The sequence below is a fragment of the Frigoribacterium sp. NBH87 genome (assembly GCF_014217665.1).
GTDB classification, from domain to species: domain Bacteria; phylum Actinomycetota; class Actinomycetes; order Actinomycetales; family Microbacteriaceae; genus Frigoribacterium; species Frigoribacterium endophyticum.
In genome coordinates, this window is record NZ_CP043650.1 from 2,690,101 (window position 1) to 2,710,001 (window position 19,901).

Annotated in this window: 20 protein-coding genes; 15 read left to right on the forward strand and 5 right to left on the reverse strand. The window is 74.6% G+C overall.

What is annotated here, in order from left to right; genetic code table 11:
- Positions 1-28 precede the first annotated feature (28 nt).
- The 5 genes from F1C15_RS12585 (at position 29) to epsC (ending at position 5,081) form a co-directional block, all read left to right on the forward strand.
- Positions 29-808: an SDR family oxidoreductase gene (locus F1C15_RS12585; RefSeq protein ID WP_185231577.1), complete on the forward strand. Its 780-nt coding sequence runs from the start codon at positions 29-31 to the stop codon at positions 806-808.
- Complete coding sequence (locus tag F1C15_RS12590; RefSeq protein WP_167258245.1) at positions 805-1,731, forward strand: 1-acyl-sn-glycerol-3-phosphate acyltransferase; 927 nt, start codon at positions 805-807, stop codon at positions 1,729-1,731. The genes F1C15_RS12585 and F1C15_RS12590 overlap by 4 nt, the downstream gene beginning before the upstream one ends.
- Positions 1,728-3,434, forward strand: a complete 1,707-nt coding sequence (locus F1C15_RS12595) for an FAD-binding oxidoreductase (RefSeq protein WP_341777174.1) — start codon at positions 1,728-1,730, stop codon at positions 3,432-3,434. The genes F1C15_RS12590 and F1C15_RS12595 overlap by 4 nt, the downstream gene beginning before the upstream one ends.
- 149 nt (positions 3,435-3,583) lie before the next feature.
- Positions 3,584-4,528, forward strand: a complete 945-nt coding sequence (gene cysK / locus F1C15_RS12600) for a cysteine synthase A (RefSeq protein WP_185231579.1) — start codon at positions 3,584-3,586, stop codon at positions 4,526-4,528.
- A 1-nt stretch (position 4,529) separates the two neighbouring features.
- Positions 4,530-5,081, forward strand: a complete 552-nt coding sequence (gene epsC / locus F1C15_RS12605) for a serine O-acetyltransferase EpsC (protein ID WP_185231581.1) — start codon at positions 4,530-4,532, stop codon at positions 5,079-5,081.
- 343 nt (positions 5,082-5,424) lie between these two features.
- On the opposite strand, the gene F1C15_RS12610 is transcribed toward epsC, so the two are convergent.
- Entirely contained in the window at positions 5,425-6,186 is a 762-nt protein-coding gene (locus F1C15_RS12610) for a hypothetical protein (RefSeq protein ID WP_056052638.1), read from the reverse strand.
- 55 nt (positions 6,187-6,241) lie between these two features.
- Positions 6,242-7,153 carry an ABC transporter ATP-binding protein gene (locus F1C15_RS12615; protein WP_185231583.1) on the reverse strand — a complete coding sequence of 304 codons (912 nt, stop codon included), beginning with the start codon at positions 7,151-7,153 and terminating at the stop codon, positions 6,242-6,244.
- A gap of 130 nt (positions 7,154-7,283) precedes the next feature.
- Between F1C15_RS12615 and F1C15_RS12620 the strand changes: the two genes are divergently transcribed.
- Positions 7,284-8,492: a sensor histidine kinase gene (locus F1C15_RS12620; protein ID WP_185231585.1), complete on the forward strand. Its 1,209-nt coding sequence runs from the start codon at positions 7,284-7,286 to the stop codon at positions 8,490-8,492.
- The gene (locus tag F1C15_RS12625) at positions 8,489-9,091 is read left to right on the forward strand and encodes a DNA-binding response regulator (RefSeq protein WP_185231587.1); all 603 of its coding nucleotides are present in this window, start codon (positions 8,489-8,491) and stop codon (positions 9,089-9,091) included. Before F1C15_RS12620 ends, F1C15_RS12625 begins: the two co-directional genes overlap by 4 nt.
- A 46-nt stretch (positions 9,092-9,137) precedes the next feature.
- Here the strand turns inward: F1C15_RS12625 and F1C15_RS12630 are convergent, their stop codons facing one another.
- Positions 9,138-9,887, reverse strand: coding sequence for a FadR/GntR family transcriptional regulator (locus tag F1C15_RS12630; RefSeq protein ID WP_056052644.1), 750 nt, complete (start codon positions 9,885-9,887; stop codon positions 9,138-9,140).
- 207 nt (positions 9,888-10,094) lie between these two features.
- On the opposite strand from F1C15_RS12630, the gene F1C15_RS12635 reads away from it, so the two are divergent.
- The 6 genes from F1C15_RS12635 to F1C15_RS12660 all read left to right on the forward strand — a co-directional run bounded on the left by F1C15_RS12635 (position 10,095) and on the right by F1C15_RS12660 (position 16,484).
- Positions 10,095-11,456, forward strand: coding sequence for an MFS transporter (locus F1C15_RS12635; RefSeq protein ID WP_185234333.1), 1,362 nt, complete (start codon positions 10,095-10,097; stop codon positions 11,454-11,456).
- A 216-nt stretch (positions 11,457-11,672) separates the two neighbouring features.
- Positions 11,673-13,409 carry a dihydroxyacetone kinase family protein gene (locus F1C15_RS12640; RefSeq protein WP_185231589.1) on the forward strand — a complete coding sequence of 579 codons (1,737 nt, stop codon included), beginning with the start codon at positions 11,673-11,675 and terminating at the stop codon, positions 13,407-13,409.
- A 52-nt stretch (positions 13,410-13,461) separates the two neighbouring features.
- Positions 13,462-13,953 carry a ribose-5-phosphate isomerase gene (locus tag F1C15_RS12645; protein WP_056052650.1) on the forward strand — a complete coding sequence of 164 codons (492 nt, stop codon included), beginning with the start codon at positions 13,462-13,464 and terminating at the stop codon, positions 13,951-13,953.
- On the forward strand, positions 13,950-14,765 hold the full coding sequence (locus F1C15_RS12650; RefSeq protein WP_185231591.1) for a triose-phosphate isomerase family protein: 816 nt from the start codon (positions 13,950-13,952) through the stop codon (positions 14,763-14,765). The genes F1C15_RS12645 and F1C15_RS12650 overlap by 4 nt, the downstream gene beginning before the upstream one ends.
- Positions 14,762-15,571 (forward strand): sugar phosphate isomerase/epimerase, encoded by an 810-nt coding sequence (locus F1C15_RS12655; protein ID WP_219731546.1) that lies wholly within the window; start codon positions 14,762-14,764, stop codon positions 15,569-15,571. Before F1C15_RS12650 ends, F1C15_RS12655 begins: the two co-directional genes overlap by 4 nt.
- Positions 15,564-16,484: a phosphogluconate dehydrogenase C-terminal domain-containing protein gene (locus F1C15_RS12660; protein ID WP_167258261.1), complete on the forward strand. Its 921-nt coding sequence runs from the start codon at positions 15,564-15,566 to the stop codon at positions 16,482-16,484. The genes F1C15_RS12655 and F1C15_RS12660 overlap by 8 nt, the downstream gene beginning before the upstream one ends.
- Before the next feature lie 145 nt (positions 16,485-16,629).
- On the opposite strand, the gene F1C15_RS12665 is transcribed toward F1C15_RS12660, so the two are convergent.
- Positions 16,630-16,875 carry a hypothetical protein gene (locus F1C15_RS12665; protein WP_056052658.1) on the reverse strand — a complete coding sequence of 82 codons (246 nt, stop codon included), beginning with the start codon at positions 16,873-16,875 and terminating at the stop codon, positions 16,630-16,632.
- A 123-nt stretch (positions 16,876-16,998) separates the two neighbouring features.
- On the opposite strand from F1C15_RS12665, the gene F1C15_RS12670 reads away from it, so the two are divergent.
- Both F1C15_RS12670 and F1C15_RS12675 read left to right on the forward strand, forming a co-directional pair.
- Positions 16,999-17,772 (forward strand): histidine phosphatase family protein, encoded by a 774-nt coding sequence (locus F1C15_RS12670; RefSeq protein ID WP_056052661.1) that lies wholly within the window; start codon positions 16,999-17,001, stop codon positions 17,770-17,772.
- Entirely contained in the window at positions 17,756-18,625 is an 870-nt protein-coding gene (locus tag F1C15_RS12675) for an NAD(P)H-hydrate dehydratase (protein WP_185231593.1), read from the forward strand. Before F1C15_RS12670 ends, F1C15_RS12675 begins: the two co-directional genes overlap by 17 nt.
- A gap of 46 nt (positions 18,626-18,671) precedes the next feature.
- Here F1C15_RS12675 and F1C15_RS12680 read toward each other — a convergent pair whose 3' ends face one another.
- Positions 18,672-19,850, reverse strand: coding sequence for an acyltransferase (locus F1C15_RS12680; protein WP_185231595.1), 1,179 nt, complete (start codon positions 19,848-19,850; stop codon positions 18,672-18,674).
- Positions 19,851-19,901 lie beyond the last annotated feature (51 nt).

The window sequence follows — 19,901 nt, forward strand, 5'->3', positions numbered from 1 at the left end:
GAGCCCTCAAGACCGTATCGTAAGCGGCATGGCAACAGCGCTCGTCACCGGGGGCACGTCCGGCATCGGAGCCGAATTCGCCCGCCAACTCGCCGCACGTGGCTGGGACCTCGTCCTGGTCGCGCGTGACGCGACCCGACTCGACGAGACGGCCGCCGCGCTCCGCGCGACGGGCCGCCGGGTCGAGGTCCTCTCCGCCGACCTCGGCGACCGCTCGGACGTCGACCGGGTCGCCGCCCGGCTGGCCGACGAGGCCTCCCCGGTCGAGCTGCTCGTCAACAACGCCGGCTTCGGCGTGCACACGCCGCTGACGTCGGAGGACGTCGCGACGCACGACGCGGCGTTCGAGGTGATGGTCCGCAGCGTGCTGGTGCTGTCCGGGTCCGCGGCACGCGCCATGCGCCTCCGGGGCCGCGGCCGCATCGTCAACGTCTCGAGCACCGCCGGCTTCATGACCATGGGCGGCTACTCGGCCATCAAGGCGTGGGTGACCTCGTTCAGCGAGAGCCTGTCGGTCGAGCTGGCGGGCACGGGCGTCGGCGTCACGGTGCTGCTGCCGGGCTGGGTGAAGACGGAGTTCCATCAGCGCGCCGGCATCCGGTCGTCGAGCATCCCGAACGCATTGTGGGTCGGCGCCGAACCACTGGTCGCCGCGTGCCTGCGCGACGTCGATGACAACAAGGTGGTCTCCATGCCCACGGTTCGGTACCGCGTGCTGTTCTGGTTGGTGCGGCACGCTCCGCGCAGCGTCGTCCGCCGCGTCTCGGGCGCCATCTCGTCGAGCCGTCGGAAGCCCGCGGAGTCGTGAGCGACCCCAGCCGGCCCGGCCACCCGCGGCGCGAGGCCGTCGCCCGCGCCGCGACCGACGTCACCGACCGCTTCAGCTCGCGCGGCCGGGCGATGGCCCGGTACGTCGCCCAGCGCGTCGTCCTCAAGCCGACGATCTGGTCGATCACGAGCGTCACCGTCATCGACCGCGACCGCCTCAAGGGCGTCGAGGGCGGCTTCATCGTGGTGGCGAACCACTCGAGCCACCTCGACGCGCCCCTCATCCTCGGCGCGCTGCCGCGCCGGCTCGCCCGCTACCTCGCCACCGGGGCCGCGGCCGACTACTTCTTCGACGTGCCGTGGCGCCGTCAGCTGACCGAGCTGTTCTTCAACGCCTTCCCCGTGCAGCGCGGCTCGTCGACCGCGACGCCCGCGGGCACGCCCGGCTCGGCGACTCCCCAGGCCCCCGGGGCCGTCGCCGCGGCGGCGGCCGCGGCCGCCGCGCACCCGTCGACCGGCGCGACGCCGGCGCAGTCCGCCGCCCGCCGCAAGGCCGCCGCGAAGTCGGCCGCCCGCAAGCGCGCCGGCCAGCCCACGGTCAGCGCCCGGTCGCTGCTCGAGCGCGGCTACCCCGTGCTGGTCTTCCCCGAGGGCACGCGCTCGAAGGACGGCTCGGTCGCCGCGTTCAAGCCCGGTGCCGCCGCGCTGTCGGCGGCGTGCGACGTGCCGATCATCCCCCTAGCCCTGATCGGGGCGCACATCGCCCACCCCCGCGGGTCGGCCTGGCCGAGGCCCGGCCGGCTGCCCGTCGGCGTGGCCTTCGGCGACCCGATGCGGCCCGAGCCCGGCGAGACGCCGGTGCAGTTCTCGGCCCGCCTGCGCGACGAGATCCTGCGTCTGAAGGACGCGAACACCGCCCGTATCCTGGGTCCCGAGACCCCGTCCGAAGGAGCACGACCGTGACCGACGTCCAGAGCAAGCCGGAGACCGAGGTGCGCGACCACGGCGTCGCGCACATGAAGTGGTGGGGCTGGGGCGTCGAGGGCGTCGCCTTCCACCACGACGACAAGCCGGGCTTCGCCCCGTTCGTCAAGAAGATCGTCGGCGTCGAGCTGTCGCAGGGCCAGCACGACACGGGCCTCGACTTCTCGCAGCTCACCGTCCCGGCCTCGCGCGCCTCCTCCGAGGTCGTCGACTCGCTCGTGCAGATCGTCGGCACCGAGCACGTCGACCAGGGCGACCACGACCGCGTCGTCCACACGTACGGCAAGAGCATCCGCGACCTGATCCGCATCCGTGCGGGCGTCCTCGACCGGGTGCCCGACGTCGTCGTCTACCCGGCCGACGAGGCCGAGGTGCAGCAGATCGTCGACCTCGCCGTCGCGAGCGACGTCGTGCTCATCCCCTTCGGCGGCGGCAGCAACATCGTCGGCAGCCTCGAGCCGATGCCCACGGAGGAGCGCACCGTCGTCTCGCTCGACATGGGCCGCCTCTCGAAGGTGCTCCACGTGGACGAAGACAGCGGTCTCGCCCGCATCCAGGCCGGCGGCCAGGGCCCCGACCTGGAGGAGCAGCTCAACGCCCGCGGCTGGACCCTCGGCCACTTCCCCGACAGCTTCACGCACTCGACGATGGGGGGCTGGGTCGCGACCCGCTCCTCCGGCATGCAGAGCGACAAGTACGGCGACATCGCCGACATCACCAAGGGGCTGCGCGTCGTCCGCCCCGGGGGCGTGCTCGTCATCCGGGCCGTGCCCAGCGCCTCCACCGGGCCGTCGCTCCGCGAGATGATCATCGGCTCGGAGGGGCGCCTCGGCGTCATCACCGAGGTCACCGCGCAGGTGCACCGCCTGCCCGAGAAGCGCGAGATCCTCGCCTACCTCTTCCCGTCGTGGCACGACGGCCTCGCGGCGATGCAGGCCATCGCCGAGAGCGACGCCCACCCGTCGGTGACGCGCGTCAGCGACGCCCACGAGACCGCGTTCTCGTTCGCGACCTCGAAGGAGAGCAAGGGCATCTCGAAGGTCGTCAACGACGCCCTCCCGAAGGTGCTGAAGGCCAAGGGCTGGGACGTCGAGGCGATGTGCCTGTCGTTCATCGGCTACGAGGGCAGCCCCGAGCACGTCGCCCAGACGCAGAAGGCCGTCGCCAAGATCGTCAAGGCGAACCGCGGCATGAGCGTCGGCAAGGGGCCGGGCAAGCTCTACGACCAGAAGAAGTTCGACACGCCCTACCTGCGCGACTTCTTCATGGACCACGGAGGCGCGGCCGACGTCAGCGAGACCGCCGCACCGTGGTCGAAGCTGCGCGACGTCTCCGCCCGCGTCTACGCCGCGGCGAACCAGGCGTTCGACCAGATCGGCGTGCAGGGCTGGATCATGGGCCACCTGTCGCACTCGTACCACTCGGGGGCGTGCCTCTACTTCACCTTCGCCTTCGAGCACGGCGCCGACGCCGAGGCCGAGTACGACGTCGTGAAGCACGCGATCCAGCAGGCGTTCATCGACACCGGCGCGACCGTGTCGCACCACCACGGGGTCGGCCTCGAGCACGCCCCGTGGCTCGAGCAGGACGTCTCGACGCAGGGCATCCAGGTGATGCAGGGGCTGTTCGACTCGGCCGACCCGGGCCGCGTCTTCAACCCGGGCAAGATCACCGGCGCGTAGCGACCGGGCAGGAGGCGCGGGTGGGCCCTCGGGGCGACCCGCGCCTCCTGCGCGTCCTGCACCTCCGGTCACCGGGAACACGGTCGACCTAGGATGTGTTGATCGCAGGTACCGCTCGCACCCGGCGGGCCCTCACGGAAGAGACGCGCATGACCGGCATCCACGGCGACATCACCTCGGCCTTCGGCGACACCCCCCTCGTGCGGCTCAACGCGCTCGCCGTGCCCGGCGGCGCGGAGGTCGTCGTCAAGCTCGAGTTCTACAACCCCGGCGGCAGCGTCAAGGACCGCCTCGGCGTGGCCATCGTCGACGCGGCCGAGGCGAGCGGCGAGCTCAGGCCCGGCGGCACGATCGTGGAGGGCTCGAGCGGCAACACCGGCATCGCCCTCGCGCTCGTCGGCGCCGCCCGCGGCTACCGCGTCGTCGTCACGATGCCTGAGACGATGAGCGTCGAGCGCCGCACGATCATCGCCGCCTACGGCGCCGAGGTCGTGCTCACCCCCGGCGGCGAGGGAATGCGCGGCGCCGTCGAGCGCGCGAAGCAGATCGTCGACGAGACCGAGGGCGCCGTCTGGGCCCGGCAGTTCGAGACCGAGGCCAACGCGGAGATCCACCGCCGGACGACCGCCCCCGAGATCCTGCGCGACACGGACGGGAAGATCGACTTCTTCGTCGCCGGCGTCGGCACGGGCGGCACCATCACCGGCGTCGGCCAGGTGCTGCACGAGCAGGTGCCCGGCGTGAAGGTCGTGGCCGTCGAGCCCGCCGACTCGCCGCTGCTCAGCGAGGGCAAGGCCGGCCCGCACAAGATCCAGGGCATCGGCGCGAACTTCGTGCCGGAGCTGCTCGACCGGTCGCAGATCGACGAGGTGTTCCCCGTCCAGCTCGACGACGCCCTGCGGGTCGCCCGCGACCTGGCCGCGAAGGAGGGCATCCTCTCCGGCATCTCGTCGGGAGCGATCGTCCACGCCGCGCTCGAGATCGCCGCCCGGCCCGGGAACGCCGGCAAGCGCATCGTGGCCATCGTCTGCGACACGGGCGAGCGCTACCTGTCGACGGTCCTCTTCCAGGGCCTCGCGGGCGCCGGCGCGTAGCGTGCGGGCGGTCGCCCGCCTGGCGGAGGACGTCGCGGCCGTGCGCCGGCGCGACCCCGCCGCAAGGGGGCGTGTCGAGACGGCCCTGGTCTACCCGGGGCTGCACGCCGTGTGGCTGCACCGCGTGGCGAGCCGCCTGTGGCGGGCCGAGGGCCTGGCCCGCCGGCTCGGCGGGCGCGTCGCCGCGCGGCTCGTGGCGCACGCGGCGCGGTCGCTGACGGGGGTGGAGATCCACCCCGGGGCCCGCCTGGGGCGCCGCCTGTTCATCGACCACGGGATGGGGACGGTCGTCGGCGAGACGGCGGTCGTCGGCGACGACTGCACGCTCTTCCACGGCGTGACGCTCGGCGGCAAGGGCGGGCGGGGCGCAGGGGCACGTCGCCACCCCACGCTCGAGGACGGCGTGACCGTGGGCGCCGGCGCCTCGGTGATCGGCGGGGTCGTGGTCGGGGCGCGGAGCGTCGTGGGCGCGGGCGCCGTCGTCACGAAGGACGTGCCGGCGGACTCGGTCGCGACCGGGGTGCCCGCCGTGAGCCGGCCGCGCGGCGCCTGAGCGGCGGCGCCTGAGGCTCGCCGCCTGACGCGAGTCGCGACGCCGCGCCCGCGCGCCCGCTCTGCTCGGCGTGCCCGGGGCCGCCCCGCTCCGCGTCGACGGTTCAGGAGTCACCGGCTCGCCGGGCCCTCCGCGCACCCGTCGCGCCGGGCGCTCCTGAACCGTCGACGCCGCGCGTCCGCCCGAGCCGCCGAGGCCTGCGGCCGGCGGGCGGCGGGCGGCGGCGCCAGCCGTGCACGGGTCGACGTGCGTCGACGTGCGTCGACGGTTCAGGAGGCGGCGGCGCCTCGTGCGCCTCGCGGGCGCCTCACGCCGGCCGCTCCTGAACCGTCGACGCGCCCCGTCAGCGCCGCGGCTCCCACCGGAACGACCGCATCGCCGCGACGCCCCCCACCACGGCCCACCCCACGCTCGGCAGCAGCAGCCACGGCAGCAGCCCGAGGTCGCCGCCGTCCCACGCGAGGGTGACGAGCTCCATCAGACCGCCGCCCGGCAGCAGCCGCTTGACGGCGACGAGGTCGTCCGCGCCCGTCAGCTGGAACCAGAACCCCACCCCGAGCGTCAGCAGGAAGAAGGGCATCGTCGTGTACTGCGCATGCTCCGGCGACGTGGTGACGCCGGCCGTGGCGAGCGCCGCCCCGACGAACATCGCCTCCGCGATCAGCACGGCCACGACGAGCAGCCCCGCGTGCACCGGCGGGCTCTGCACCCCGAGCACCCCCAGCACGACGACGAGCTGCGCCACGCTCACCGCGACCACGGGCAGCACGAGCCCGGCGAGCAGCCCGCGGTCCGACACCGACCCGCCGCGCAGCCGCTTGAGGTACAGCGTCTGCCGTCGGGCGGCGAGCGTCGTCGTCACGGTGACGTAGACGCCCATGCCGACCATGCCGAGGATCTGCACGCCGGCGAGCACACCCGCGCTGTCGGCCCCGTCGAGCACGAGCAGCAGGGCTCCGAAGGCGAGCGGCACGAGCACGGCGCAGGCGGCGACCGTGCGGTTGCGCACCATCATGCGCAGCTCGGCGACGCCGATCGCGAGCACGGCGTTCACGGGCCGCCCGGTCGTCGGGCGGGGAGGGGCGGTGGCGGTCGAGGTGGTCACGAGAGGTCCTTCCGGTGGGGTGTGCAGGAGGCGCGGGTCGGCCCGAGCGGGCCGCTCACGCGTGGCTCAGCGAGCGGAACACGTCGTCGAGCCCCGACTCGTGCGCGCTGAGGCGCTCGAGCTCGTGCCCGGCGTCGGCCGCCCAGGCGAGCAGGGCGGCGACGTCGCGCTGCGGGTCGGCGGTCTCGACGACGACCAGCCCGTTCTCGGTGCGGGCGACGGGCAGCGGCAGGTCGTCGAGCGGCACCGGGGCCACGAAGCGCACGGTCGTGGTCGACCCCGCGGTGAGGTCGGCGACGGTGCCCTCGCGGCGGAGCGTGCCCCGGTGCATGAGGCCGATGCGGTCGGCGTGCTGCTGGGCCTCCTCGAGGTAGTGGGTGGTCAGGAGGAAGGTGACGCCCGCCTCCCTCAGCTCCGTCACGACGGCCCAGAGCCGGTCGCGGGCCTCCGGGTCGAGGCCGGTCGTGGGCTCGTCGAGGAAGACCAGCTCGGGCGTGCCCCAGATCGCCCCGGCGAAGTCGACGCGGCGCTTCTCGCCGCCCGACAGCTGGAGCACGCGCGCGTCGGCGCGGTGGTCGATGCCCACCCGGGCGAGCACGGCGTCGACGTCGTCGGCCCGGCCCGCCACGGCGCCCGACAGGGCGACGCTCTCGCGCACGGTGAGCTCGCCGGCCAGGCCGGAGTCCTGCAGCATCAGGCCCACGCGGGGCCGGGTGCGGGCGCGGTCGGCGGGGTCGCCGCCGAGCACCTCGACGCGGCCCGTGGTGGGGCGCCGGTGCCCCTCGAGCACCTCGAGCGTGGTCGTCTTGCCGGCGCCGTTCGTGCCGAGCAGGGCGTACAGCTCGCCGCGGCGCACGGTGAGGTCGAGGTCGGAGACGGCGACGTGCCCGTCGTAGGAGCAGCCCAGGCCGGAGGCGCGGATCACGTCGTCCGTCGCCGGCGGGGCCGGTCGTGTGGTGTCGGTCATGACCACGACGATCCCCGCTGCGGGCGTCGGCGCCCAGTGTCGCCGGGGCACGAGTCGACGTGACACTTGTCACGTCGAGTCGTGACGGGAGGCGGGTCCGGCCCGTGGGGGCGGCCGTTACCGTGGGGGGATGGACCTCCCGGGCGTGACCGTCGACCGACCTGCCGAGCCCGTCGGGCCCGTCGCGCGGGGGCCCCTCGGGTCGGGGCGCCCCGGTGACCGGACCACCGCCTCCCCCCTGGCCCGGATGCGGCGCTACACCACCCTCTCGTTCTCGGGCATGGTCGGCGTGCTGACCGGCGTGCTCGTGCTCGTGACGGCGACCGCGACGCGCTCGCCCGCGGCGGTCGCGGCCGCCCTGCTCGTCGGGGCGCTCGTCACGGTGCTGTCGCTGTCGTGGGAGCACGGCCCGCCCCGGTCGCTGGCGATCGTCGCCCTCGTGCTCGCGGAGGCCGCCTGGTGCGTGTCGCTCGCCCTCGGCACGAGCTCGTGGGGAGCGCTGCCCGTCGCCGTCGCCGTGGCCGTCGTCGCCACGACGCCCCGGTCGGGGGCGCCGCGGGGGAGCGCACCGCGCGGCTGGCCCTGGCTCGTGGGGGGCGTGCTGGCCGTGGCCGCGCCCGCGGTCGTCGCCGGGGCCCTGGGCGAGCTGCCCTCCGCCGCGGTCGCTCCGGTGACGACGAGCGCGGTCGTGTTCGTCGTGGCCGCGTGGAGCGCCTACCGCCTCAACCGCTACCAGTTCGCGCTGTACCTCGAGATCGACGCGGCGCGCGCGACCGAGGCCGAGCTCGCCGTGCTGCGCGAGCGCTACCGGTTCTCGACCGACCTGCACGACATCCAGGGGCAGGCCCTGCACGTCGGCAGGCTGCAGCTGCAGCTCGCCGACAAGACGCTCGACCGCGACGTCGAAGCCGCCCGGGGGCACCTGAGGGAGGCCGAGCAGCTGATCGCCCAGACGATCGCCGAGACGCGGCGGCTGGCCTACGGCGAGCGGACGGTGACCCTCGCGGGCGAGGTGGCCAACTCCGCCGAGCTCATCCGGGCCGCGGGCATCGAGCTGCGGGTCGACGGCGCCGTGCCCGCGGCCCAGCCGCTCGACGACCTGCTCGGGCTGGTCGTGCGGGAGGCGACGACGAACCTGCTGCGGCACGCGCAGGCCGAGCACGTGGTGATCGAGCTGGCTCCCGGCGCCGTCGCGGTCGTCAACGACGGCGCCGCGCCGAGCGGGCGGGGCCTCAGCGGCCTGGCCCGGCTCGGCGACCGCTTCGCCGCGGCCGGGGGAGTGCTCGAGACGTCGCAGCACGCCGGCACGTTCCGCACCGCGGCGCGGGTGACGCCGTGATCCGCGTGGTGCTCGCCGACGACGAGACGCTGCTGCGCACCGCGCTCGCCGCGCTGCTCGACCTGAGCGACGAGATCGAGGTCGTCGCCCAGGCCCAGGACGGCCTCGAGGCGGTCGCCCTGGTCGAGCGGCACGGGCCCGACGTGGTGCTGCTCGACCTCGAGATGCCCGGGCTCGACGGCGTCGACGCGGCCACCCGCATCCTCGCCGCGCGCCCCGACCAGGCCGTCGTGCTGCTCACCCGCCACGGCCGGCCGGGGGTGCTGAAGCGGGCGCTGTCGGCGGGGGTGCGGGGGTTCCTGCTCAAGTCGGTCGACCCCGACGAGCTGGTGCGCGTCGTGGTGCACGTGCACGGCGGCCGCCGCTGGATCGACGCCGACATCTCGGCCGCGGCCATGATGGACGACTGCCCGCTGACCGCGCGCGAGCTCGACGCGCTGCCCCTCACCGCCGACGGCTGGTCGGTGCGCGAGATCAGCACGCGACTCCACCTGGCCTCCGGCACCGTCCGCAACTACCTGTCGTCGGCGATGTCGAAGACGGGCAGCAGCTCACGGCACGCGGCCGCGCGGGTCGCCCGCGAACGGAGCTGGCTGTAGGGAGGCGCGGCCGGCGCCCCGGGGCGCAGCCGGTCGGTCGCCGTGGTCAGCGCTGCGAGCCCTCGACGTCGGCGTGGCCGACGCGCTCGCCGGCGGTGGCCATGTGCGCCCGCATCGCCTCGAGGGCGGCGTCGGGGTCACGGCGCGAGATCGCCTCGAAGACGGCGAGGTGCTCGCGGTAGGCGACCTCGGCCTGGCTTCGCTCGCTGAGGCCGCGCTCGACCCAGAGGCGCAGCAGCGAGCGGGTGCTCTGCAGCAGGTCGCGCAGCACGACGTTGTCGGCGCTCACCGCGATCTGGAGGTGGAACCGCAGGTCGGCCTGGAGGAACGCGTCGAGGTCGTCGAGGCTGTCGCGCATCGTGTCGACGAACCCGCGGAGCGCCTCGACCGCCTCGTCGTCGACGCGCTGGGCGGCGTAGGTCGCGGCCTGGATCTCGAGCCCGCTGCGCACCTCGATCAGCTCGCGGGTGCGCGCGGCGTTGAGCATCATGCCCCAGCTGAGGGTGGTCGGCAGCAGCTCGGACGTGGTGTCGCGCAGGTACGTGCCCGAGCCCGGCCGGACCGAGACGATGCCGAGGATCTCGAGCGCCGCGAGGGCCTCGCGCACCGCCGAGCGCCCGACGCCGAGCTGCTCGGCCAGCTGACGCTCCGGGGGGAGGCGCGACCCTGGTACGAGGTCGCCGACGGTCAGCAGCGCGATCAGCTGCTTCACGACCTCGCCGACGGCGGTGCCCTTCGGCACGAGCTCGAGCTCGAGCCGGAGGCTCGTGGGGTCGTCGTCGGGGTAGGCAGGCACGGCCCCGAGCTTACTGAGCGGCCCGGGGCGGCTGCTGGCGACCCTCCCGCAGGCGCTCGTCGGGTGCACCGACTGGTCAACCGGTTGACAAGTCGGCCGTGACGGGGGCAGCATGGACACCACGCCGCCGAGCCCACGGTCGGCCCGAACGATGACGTTGAGCACGAAGGAGTCGATGTGGACACCACCGCCCGAGCGACGGAGGCCATGAGCCCCGTCGAGAAGTCCGCGATCAGGAAGGTCGCGATCCGGCTGGTGCCGTTCGTCGCGTTGATGTTCTTCATCAACTACCTCGACCGCACCGCGATCGGCTTCGCCGCCCCGAACGGCATGGAGAGCGACCTCGCCCTGTCGGCCGCTCAGTTCGGCTTCGCGTCGGGCGTCTTCTTCATCGGCTACATCCTGCTCGAGGTGCCCTCGAACCTCGCCCTGCACAAGTTCGGCGCCCGCAAGTGGCTCGCCCGGATCATGGTCACCTGGGGCGTCGTGGCGCTGCTCTTCACCTGGGTGCAGAACTTCGAGCAGCTCGTCGTGCTGCGCTTCCTGCTCGGCGTCATGGAGGCCGGCTTCTTCCCCGGCGCCATCCTCTTCCTCAGCCTGTGGGTGCCCGCGCGGCACCGCAGCAAGATCCTCGCCCTGTTCTACCTGGCGCAGCCCCTGACCACCGTGATCGGGGCCCCGCTCGCCGGCTGGCTGATCAGCCACGACGGCGCGTTCTTCGGCCTCGAGGGCTGGCGCTTCATGTTCCTCGGCGTCTCGGTTCCGGCGATCGTGATCGGCGTCGTGGCGTGGTTCTACCTCAAGGACAAGCCCTCCGACGCGAAGTGGCTCACCCGGGAGGAGCAGGTCTGGCTGACCGGCGCCCTGCAGAAGGAGGCGGCGACCAAGACGGGCTCGACCGCCGGCGGGAAGCACCCCAGCATGTGGAAGGTCTTCGGCAACGGCCGGGTCTGGATGCTGAGCTTCATCTACTTCGGCTTCGTCTACGGGCTCTACGCGCTCGCCTTCTTCCTGCCGACGATCATCGGCGGCTTCCAGGAGCAGTACGGCACCGACTTCAGCATCACCGAGCGCGGCTTCATCACGGCCATCCCGTACGTGCCCGCCGCGATCGCGCTGTACTTCTGGTCGCGTGACGCCACGAAGCGCGGCCTCCGCACCTGGCACATCGCCCTGCCGGCGCTGGTCGGGGCGGTGAGCATCCCGCTCGCGCTGTTCGCCGGCTCGCCCGCCGCCACCATCGCGGTGATCGCGGTCACGGCCATGGCCATCTTCGCGGCGCTGCCCAACTTCTGGACCCTGCCCACGCAGTTCCTCACCGGCGTCGCGGCCGCCGCGGGCATCGCCCTGATCAACACGATCGGCAACCTCGCGGGCTTCAGCGCCCCGTACATCACCGGGGCGGTCACCGACTGGACGGGCAACTACGAGGTGCCCATGTTCATCGTCGGCGGCTTCATGCTCCTGTCGGCCGTGCTGATGGTCGTGCTGAGCCGGATGAAGAAGCCCGAGGGCGCCGCGACGCCCGAGGAGGCCCGCGACCTGGCCGCCACGGCCGGCCTCGACTGAGGCCCGGCCGCTGCCGGCGGCCGCTGCCGGCGGCCGCTGCCGGCGGCCGCTGCCGCCGGCAGCTGCACCCGGCTGCTGCCGCCGCCCGCCGCCCCGGCGCGGCCCCTCGACCGCACGGGCCCGGGCGTCCCCCCTCCCCGGGCCCGTGCGCCCCACCCCGCCACCTCGCCGACCGCGCCGCCGCGGCCGCTCGACCACCGCCTCCCTGGAGTTCCCATGACCCGCCTCTACAACGACCCGAGCGACTTCGCCGACGAGATGACCGACGGCTTCGTCGCGGCGAACCAGCGCTGGGTGCGCCGCGTGCACGGCGGCGTCGTCCGCGCCACGCGGTCGACGCCCGGCACCGTCGCGCTGGTCGTCGGCGGCGGCTCGGGCCACTACCCCGCCTTCGGCGGCCTGGTCGGCCAGGGCCTCGCCCACGGCGCCGCCCTCGGCAACCTCTTCGCCTCGCCCTCGTGGCAGCAGGTGCGCTCCGTGGCCCGCTCCGCCCACACCGGCGGGGGAGTGCTGCTGAGCTACGGCAACTACGCGGGCGACGTGCTCAACTTCGACGCGGCGCAGGCGAAGCTCGTCGCCGAGGGCATCGAGACCCGCACGGTGCGCGTCACCGACGACATCGCCAGCGCCCCCGCGGCGGACGCCCACAAGCGCCGCGGCATCGCCGGCGACCTGACCGTCTTCAAGGTCGCCGCCGCCGCGGCCGAGGCGGGCTGGTCGCTCGACGAGGTCGTCCGCGTCGCCGAGGCGGCCAACGCCCGCACCCGGAGCGTCGGCGTCGCCTTCACCGGCTGCTCGCTGCCGGGCGCCGACGAGCCGCTGTTCACCGTGCCCGAGGGGCGCATGGCGGTCGGCATGGGCATCCACGGCGAGCCCGGCATCGGCGAGGTCGACGTGCCGACGGCCGACGGCCTGGCCGCCCTGCTCGTCGAGTCGCTGCTGGCCGACGCCGAGCGGCCCGAGGGCGTCGAGGAGGCGCGGGGCCAGCGGGTCGCCGTGCTCCTGAACGGCCTGGGCTCGGTCAAGTACGAGGAGCTGTTCGTTGTCTACGCGAAGGTCGACGCGCTGCTGCGCGAGGCCGGGGTCGAGGTCGTCGAGCCGGAGGTCGGCGAGCTCGTCACGAGCTTCGACATGGCCGGCGCCTCGCTCACGCTGTTCTGGCTCGACGACGAGCTGGAGTCGCTCTGGGCGGCGCCCGCCGACGCCCCGGCGTACAAGAAGGGCTCCGTCGACGTCGCGGCGCGCGCCGACGACGCGGAGCTCGAGGCGCTCGTCGCCGCGCCCGTCCCGCCCGCGACGGCCGCGTCGCGCGAGGCGGCCGAGCTCGTGCTCGCCGCCCTCGAGGCGGTCCAGGCCACCGTCGAGCAGCACGCCGACGAGCTCGGCCGGATCGACGCGGTGGCCGGCGACGGCGACCACGGCATCGGGATGCTCCGCGGCGTGGGCGCCGCGGTCGCCGCGGCCCGCGAGGCGCTGCAGGCCGGGGCCGGCGCGGGCACCGTCCTCGACCGGGCCGGGGACGCCTGGTCCGACAGGGCCGGCGGCACCTCCGGCGCCCTGTGGGGCTCCGCGCTGGCGAGCCTCGGCGCGGCCGTCGGCGACGACGATGCTCCGACGCGCACCTCCGTCGTGGCCGGCGTCGGCGGAGCGACCGAGGCGATCCTCGAGTTCGGCGCCGTCGTCGGCGACAAGACCATGGTCGACGTGCTCGTGCCTTTCGACGAGGCCCTCCGTACCGAGGTCGAGCGGGGCGCCGACCTCGCGACCGCCTGGGCCCGGGCCTCCGGCGTCGCCCTCGCCGCCGCCGCCGCGACGGCCGACCTGCTGCCGCGCATGGGCCGCGCCCGCCCGCACGCCGAGAAGAGCCTCGGCACCCCCGACGCCGGCGCGACCTCGCTCGCGCTGATCACGGAGGCCGTCGGCCTCGTCGTCGCGAGCCGGCAGCGGGCCTGACCCGCGCCTCCTGCACGCCCCTTCCCCGCACCACCCCACGAAAGGCACCACCATGGCTGACCAGCTGCGCATCGTCGTCGGATCGGACGACGCCGGGTTCGACTACAAGGAGGTCCTCAAGGCGGACCTCGCGGCGAACGACGGCGTCGCCAGCGTGGTCGACGTCGGCGTCGGCTCCGACGGGCACACCGCCTACCCCCACGTCGCCGTCGACGCCGCCCGCATGGTGGCCTCGGGCGAGGCCGACCGTGCGATCCTGATCTGCGGCACGGGGCTCGGCGTCGCCATCGCGGCGAACAAGGTGCCCGGCGTCCGCGCCGTCACCGCCCACGACTCGTTCTCGGTCGAGCGGGCCGTCCTCTCGAACGACGCGCAGGTGCTGTGCATGGGCCAGCGGGTCGTCGGCGTCGAGCTGATGCGCCGCCTGGCGCGCGAGTACCTGACCTACCGCTTCGACACGACGAGCGCCTCGGCCGACAAGGTCGCGGCGATCTGCGGCTACGACGGCTCGGCCGAGCCCGTCGGGATCGACGCGCGGTCGTGACGGCCGCCTCACCGGCCTTCACGATCGGGGTCAGCCTCAAGACGTACCTCAGCCACGCGCGCACCGTCGCGTGGGCGACCGAGCTGGCCGAGGTCGCCCGGCGCCACCCCGCGGTGCGCGACGGGGTCGTCGAGCTGTTCGTCGCGCCCACCTTCCCGTCGCTCGTGCCCGTGCGCGACGTGCTCGCCGGCACCGGCGTGCGGCTCGCCGCTCAGGACGTCTCGGCCACCGGCCCGGGGGCGTCCACCGGCGAGGTCAGCGCGGACGAGCTCGCCGAGATCGGCTGCTCGATCGCCGAGGTGGGGCACGCCGAGCGGCGCGCGCTCTTCCACGAGGACGACGCGGTCGTCGCGGCCAAGACGGCCGCCGCGCTGCGGATGGGCCTCACGCCGCTGATCTGCGTCGGCGAGGACGACCGGGCGCCGGCCGCCGTCGCCGCACGCGAGGTGCAGCGGCAGGTCGACGCGGCGCTGGCCGCCGTCGAGGACTCAGGACGCGTCGTCGTCGCGTACGAGCCGGTGTGGGCGATCGGGGCGGAGTCTCCTGCGTCGTCGACGCACATCGCCGCCGTGGTCGCCGCGCTCGAGGCTCACCTCGCCTCGCTGCCCGGGCACGCCGACAGCCGCGTCATCTACGGCGGCAGCGCCGGGCCCGGCCTGCTCACCGAGCTCGGGGGGCAGGTGCGCGGCCTCTTCCTGGGGCGTCGCGCGCACGACGTGCCCGCCGTCGAGGGCGTCCTCGACGAGGCGCTGGCGCTGGCGGCGGTCGCGCCGGTGGCGACGGTCTCGCCGGTCGCGGAGGTCGCCTCGTGATCGGCCTCAGCACCTACTCCTACTTCTGGCGCGGCAGCGAGCACGTGCCCGCGCCGATGAGCCTCGCCGACATGCTGCGTGACACCGCGGCGCAGGGCGTCCGGCTGTTCCAGATCTGCGACCACGCCCCGCTGGCCGCGTACGACGACGAGCAGCTCGCCGCCCTGCGGGCGCTCGCCGACGAGCTCGGGCTCACGCTCCAGCTCGGCACCCGGGGCACCGACCCGGCCGTGCTGCGGAGCTGGCTGCGCCTCGCGGCCGCGCTCCGCGCCTCCCTCGTCCGCACGATGTGGACGGCCGGCGACGACCGTCCCGACGCCGTCGAGACGGAGCGTCGCCTGCGGGCCGTGCTGCCCGAGTACGAGGAGGCGGGGGTCACCCTCGGCCTCGAGACCTACGAGCAGGTCGGATCCGCCGAGCTCGTGGCGGTCGTGCAGGCCGTCGGCAGCCCGCGGCTCGGCATCGTGCTCGACCCCGCGAACACGGTCGCGAACCTCGAGCACCCCGCCGACGTGACGGCGCGGTGCCTGCCCTTCGTCGTCAACTGGCACGTCAAGGACTTCGCCTTCTCGCGGCAGGACGGCTGGGTCGGGTTCGCCCTCACCAGCACGCCCCTCGGCGAGGGGCGGCTCGACCACGCCGGCATCCGGGCGGCGCTCGCCGAGCGCGACGGCGGCACGTCCGGCGTCGACGAGGTCGTCGAGCACTGGCTGCCCTGGCAGGGCGACCCCGAGACCACCACCCGGCTCGAAGCCGAGTGGACCACCCACACCATCTCTCAGCTGAGGAGCAAGAACCATGACTGACACCCTCGACACCACCGCCCCCGAGAGCACCGTCACCCACGCCGACGGCCAGGGCTCGCCCGACGTGACGGTCGCCGTCATCGGCGCCGGCGGCAAGATGGGCCAGCGCGTCTCGAACAACCTGGCCAAGAGCGCCTACACCGCCCTCTACAGCGAGGCCTCACCCGCCGGCGTCGAGCTGATCGAGTCGCTCGGCCGCACCGTCACGCCGACCGACGTCGCCGTGGCCGACGCCGACGTGGTCATCCTCGCCGTGCCGGACGTCGTGCTCGGGAAGGTCTCCGAGCAGGTCGTGCCCGCGATGAAGTCGGGCGCGGTCATCCTCACCCTCGACCCCGCCGCCGCCTACGCCGGCCTGCTGGCCGACCGCGACGACATCCACTACGCCGTGGCGCACCCGTGCCACCCTTCGGTGTTCCTGGAGCGCACCACGAAGGAGGAGTGGGCCGACACGTTCGGCGGCGTGGCCGCGCCGCAGGAGGTCATCGCGGCGCTCGAGGGCGTCGACGAGGGCTCGCCCGTGCGCGAGCTGGCCACGCAGGTCATCTCGACGATCTACGCCCCCGTCATCGCGGTGCACTATGTGACCGTCAAGCAGCTCGCCGTCCTCGAGCCCACGCTCGTCGAGACGATCGCGTGCATGGTCGGCGCGTTCCTCAAGGAGGCGCTGGAGGAGACCGTCGACGGCGTCGGAGTGCCCTACGAGGCGGCCCGCGCCATGCTCTACGGCCACACCTGGATCGCGCTGACCAACGGCCTGCGCGGCTCGAACCCCTTCAGCGACGCCTGCCACATCGCCATGGACTACGGCCGCGAGTCGATCGTCAAGGACGACTGGAAGAAGATCTTCGACGACAGCGAGCTCGACTCCGTCATCGCACGCATGCTGAAGATCGACGCCGTCCAGCGCTGAGGGCGACCTGCGCCGCGCTCGTGAGCGGGGCGTGGAGGAGGCGGTGGCGGCGTCGGCGACGCGGCCACCGCCTCCTGTCGTGCGTGCCGGGCACCCCGTCGCCGGGTGCCCCGCGGCGGGTCGGCTCGGCTCGGGTCGGCTCGGGTCAGCTCGGCATGGTCGGGGCGGCCTGCTCGTCGTCGAGGGCCTCCTCGCCGGCCTCCTCGTCGGCCGCGGCCTGCGGGTCGGTGCCGGTCTCGCCCTGCCGCTCGCGGAGGACGTCGTCCTTCGCCGCGTCGCCCTCGCCGGCGTGGTCGTGCTCGACCTGCTCGGCCAGGCCACGGGTCTTCTCGGCGTCGGTGGCCTCGTCGGCACCGTCCATGATGGGTCGGGTCATCTTCTCGTCGCTCATGGTCGGAGGGTACCTCCCGACGCCGTGCGGGCGGGGGCCCGCGTCCAGGCAGCGTCGGCGGGGGCGGTCGCACCCGGCCGCGGAGCCGTGCGGGCCCGCGCCGATCGGCCTACCGTCGCCCGCATGATCAGGGAACTCTGGCTCCTCCGGCACGGCGAGAGCACCGCCAACGTCGCCGCCACCGCCGCCGAGCAGGCCGGCTCCGAGACCATCGACGTCGAGCAGCGCGACGCCGACGTGCCGCTCAGCGAGCGCGGCGTCGAGCAGGCCCGGGCGCTCGCGGGCTGGCTCGCCGAGCACGGGCTCGACGCCTCCACGGTGCCCGCCGCCCACGCAGGTGACGCGGGCTCGTCCGCCACGTCGTTCTGGTGCTCGCCCTACCTCCGGGCCCGGCAGACCATCGGCACCGCGCTCGACGAGGCCGGGCTCGCCCCGGTGGTGCGGGTCGACGAGCGCCTCCGCGACCGCGAGCTCGGCGTCCTCGACCTGCTCACCCGGCGCGGCGTCGCGGCCCGGCACCCCGACGAGGAGGCGCGGCGCGAGCGGCTGGGCAAGTTCTACCACCGGCCTCCCGGCGGCGAGTCGTGGGCGGACGTCGCCCTGCGGGTCCGGTCGCTGCTGCGTGACCTCGACGAGCTGCCCGGCGACCGGGTCGTCGTGACCGCCCACGACGCCGTCGTCATGCTCTTCCTCTACGTCTGCACCGGCCTGAGCGAGGCCGACCTGCTCGAGTTCGCCCGGTCGAACACCGTCACCAACGCCTCCGTCACACGGCTGTCCCGCACCGACGGCGACGCGTGGTGGACCCTCGACGCCTTCGCCGACGTCGCCCACCTCGACCGCGGCGACGCCCCGGTCACGACCCACGGAGGAGACCGTGATGTCCAGCCCCGATGAGATCGTCGTCACCCCCGACCTGCTCCGCGGGTGGGAGCTCCCGTCCGCCGGCGCCGGCAAGTACTCGCGCGGCCAGGTCGTCGTGGTCGGCGGAGCGACGCGGACCCCGGGCGCGGCCATGCTCGGCGCCTGGGCCGCGCTCCGGGTCGGGGCGGGCCGCCTGACCCTCGCCGTCGCCGGGTCCGTCGCCCCGCACGTGGCCGTGGCCCTGCCGGAGGCGGGGGTCGTGCCCCTGGGGGAGACCGACGGCGGCCACGTGGTCGGCTCGTCGCTCGCCCAGGCCTCGAGCGACCTGGAGGGGGCCGACGCCGTGCTGGCCGGGTCGGGGCTCGACGACGCGGACGAGGCGGAGGCCCTGGTGCGACTCCTGCCCGACCTCGTCGGCGACGACGCCGTCGTCGTGCTCGACGCCTTCGCGCTGGGGGTGCTGCCCCGGTGCGGCGACGCGGTCGACCCGCTGCGCGGGCGCCTCGTGCTGACGCCGAACCCGAGCGAGGCCGGCCGGCTGCTCGAGCGCGACGTCGACGACCTGCCGAGCGACCTCCTCGAGATCGCCCGGCGCTGGGGCGCCGTGGTGGCGTGCCAGAGCTTCGTGGCCTCCGACGACGGGCGGCTGTGGCGGTCGGGAGCGGGGCACCCGGGGCTCGGCACGTCGGGCAGCGGCGACGTGCTCGCCGGAGCGGTCGCGGGGCTCGCGGCCCGCGGGGCGACCCCGGCGCAGGCGGCGGTGTGGGCGACCCACGCCCACGCGACAGCGGGTGACCGGCTGTCGGTGGGCGTCGGGCCGATGGGGTTCCTCGCGAGCGAGCTGCTCGACGAGCTGCCGCGCGTGCTGGTGGAGGTGGGGGCGTAGCCGGCGCTCGCGGCGGCGGCGGCGTCGGCGTCGGTGGCGGTAGCGCCTAGGCGTCGACGCGCGGGCGCGTCTCGGCGGCGACGGACCTCGCGGGAGCATCCTCCGCCCGTCCGGACTCCTCGCGGGTCGGGGCCGACGACGGCTCGAACCGGTCCTTGAGGCGCAGCGCCGGCTGCTCGACGAAACGGTGCGACAGCCAGGCGGTCGTCACGGCCGCGGCGATGACGGCCACGGTGCCGAGCGCACCGGGCACGACCGGCTCGATGAGCGCGATGAACACGACGTGCCAGAGGTAGAGCGGGTACGACAGGGCCCGGCCGAACCAGGCGACCGGCCCGAGCGACAGCACCCGCGCCGGCAGGGTCGGGCGGCAGGCGAGACCGCCGATGAGCAGGGCCGAGGCCCACGCGACGCCGGGCAGCATCACCGTGAAGGTGGTGACCTGCTGCTGCCAGCCGCTGCCGATGACGGCCAACGAGCCGACGACGCCGACCAGGCCGGCCCAGGTCGCGACCGTGCCGAACCGGCCCTGGAACGCCGCACGGCCGCGGTCGGACCCCAGCACCAGCGCCAGGGCGCAGCCGAGCAGCAACGGGGCCACGTTCAGGACAGGACTGAAGTAGATGTCGGGGGTGGCGCCTCCGGCGGGGGCGTCGAAGAGGACGCCCGAGGCGACCACCGACGCGACCACGAGGGCCGCCAGCACGGCCACGGCGACGCGGCGGGCGGCCTTCAGCGCGAAGAGCAGCATGAGGAGCGGTGGCCAGACGAGGTAGAACTGCTCCTCCATCGAGAGGCTCCACATGGGGGAGAAGACGCCCTGCGACTCGCCGAGGAACGACCGAGCGACGTTGCCCGTGTAGGTGACCGCCACCAGGCCGGCGCCGAGGGCGCTCATCGTCGAGCCCTGGTAGTCGCCGATCAGCCACCAGAGCGCGAGGCCGACCACGACCACCGCGAGCAGGGTCGGGTAGAGGCGGAGGACGCGGCGCAGCCAGAACCGGCCGAGGCGGATGCGCCCGGTGCGGGCCCGCTCGCCGACCAACAGGGTCGTGATCAGGTAGCCGCTGAGCACGAAGAAGACGTTGACCCCGACGAAGCCGCTGCCGAAGCCGGGCACGTGCAGGTGGTAGAGCACCACGAAGGCGATGGCGACCGTCCGCAGACCGTCGAGCGGCAGCACGCGGTCACGGCGCGTCGATGTCGTCGGGGGAGCGAGGGGCATCGGACCAGTGTGGACCGGAAGGCTTGGGAACGCCCGGACGGGGCTCGGGGG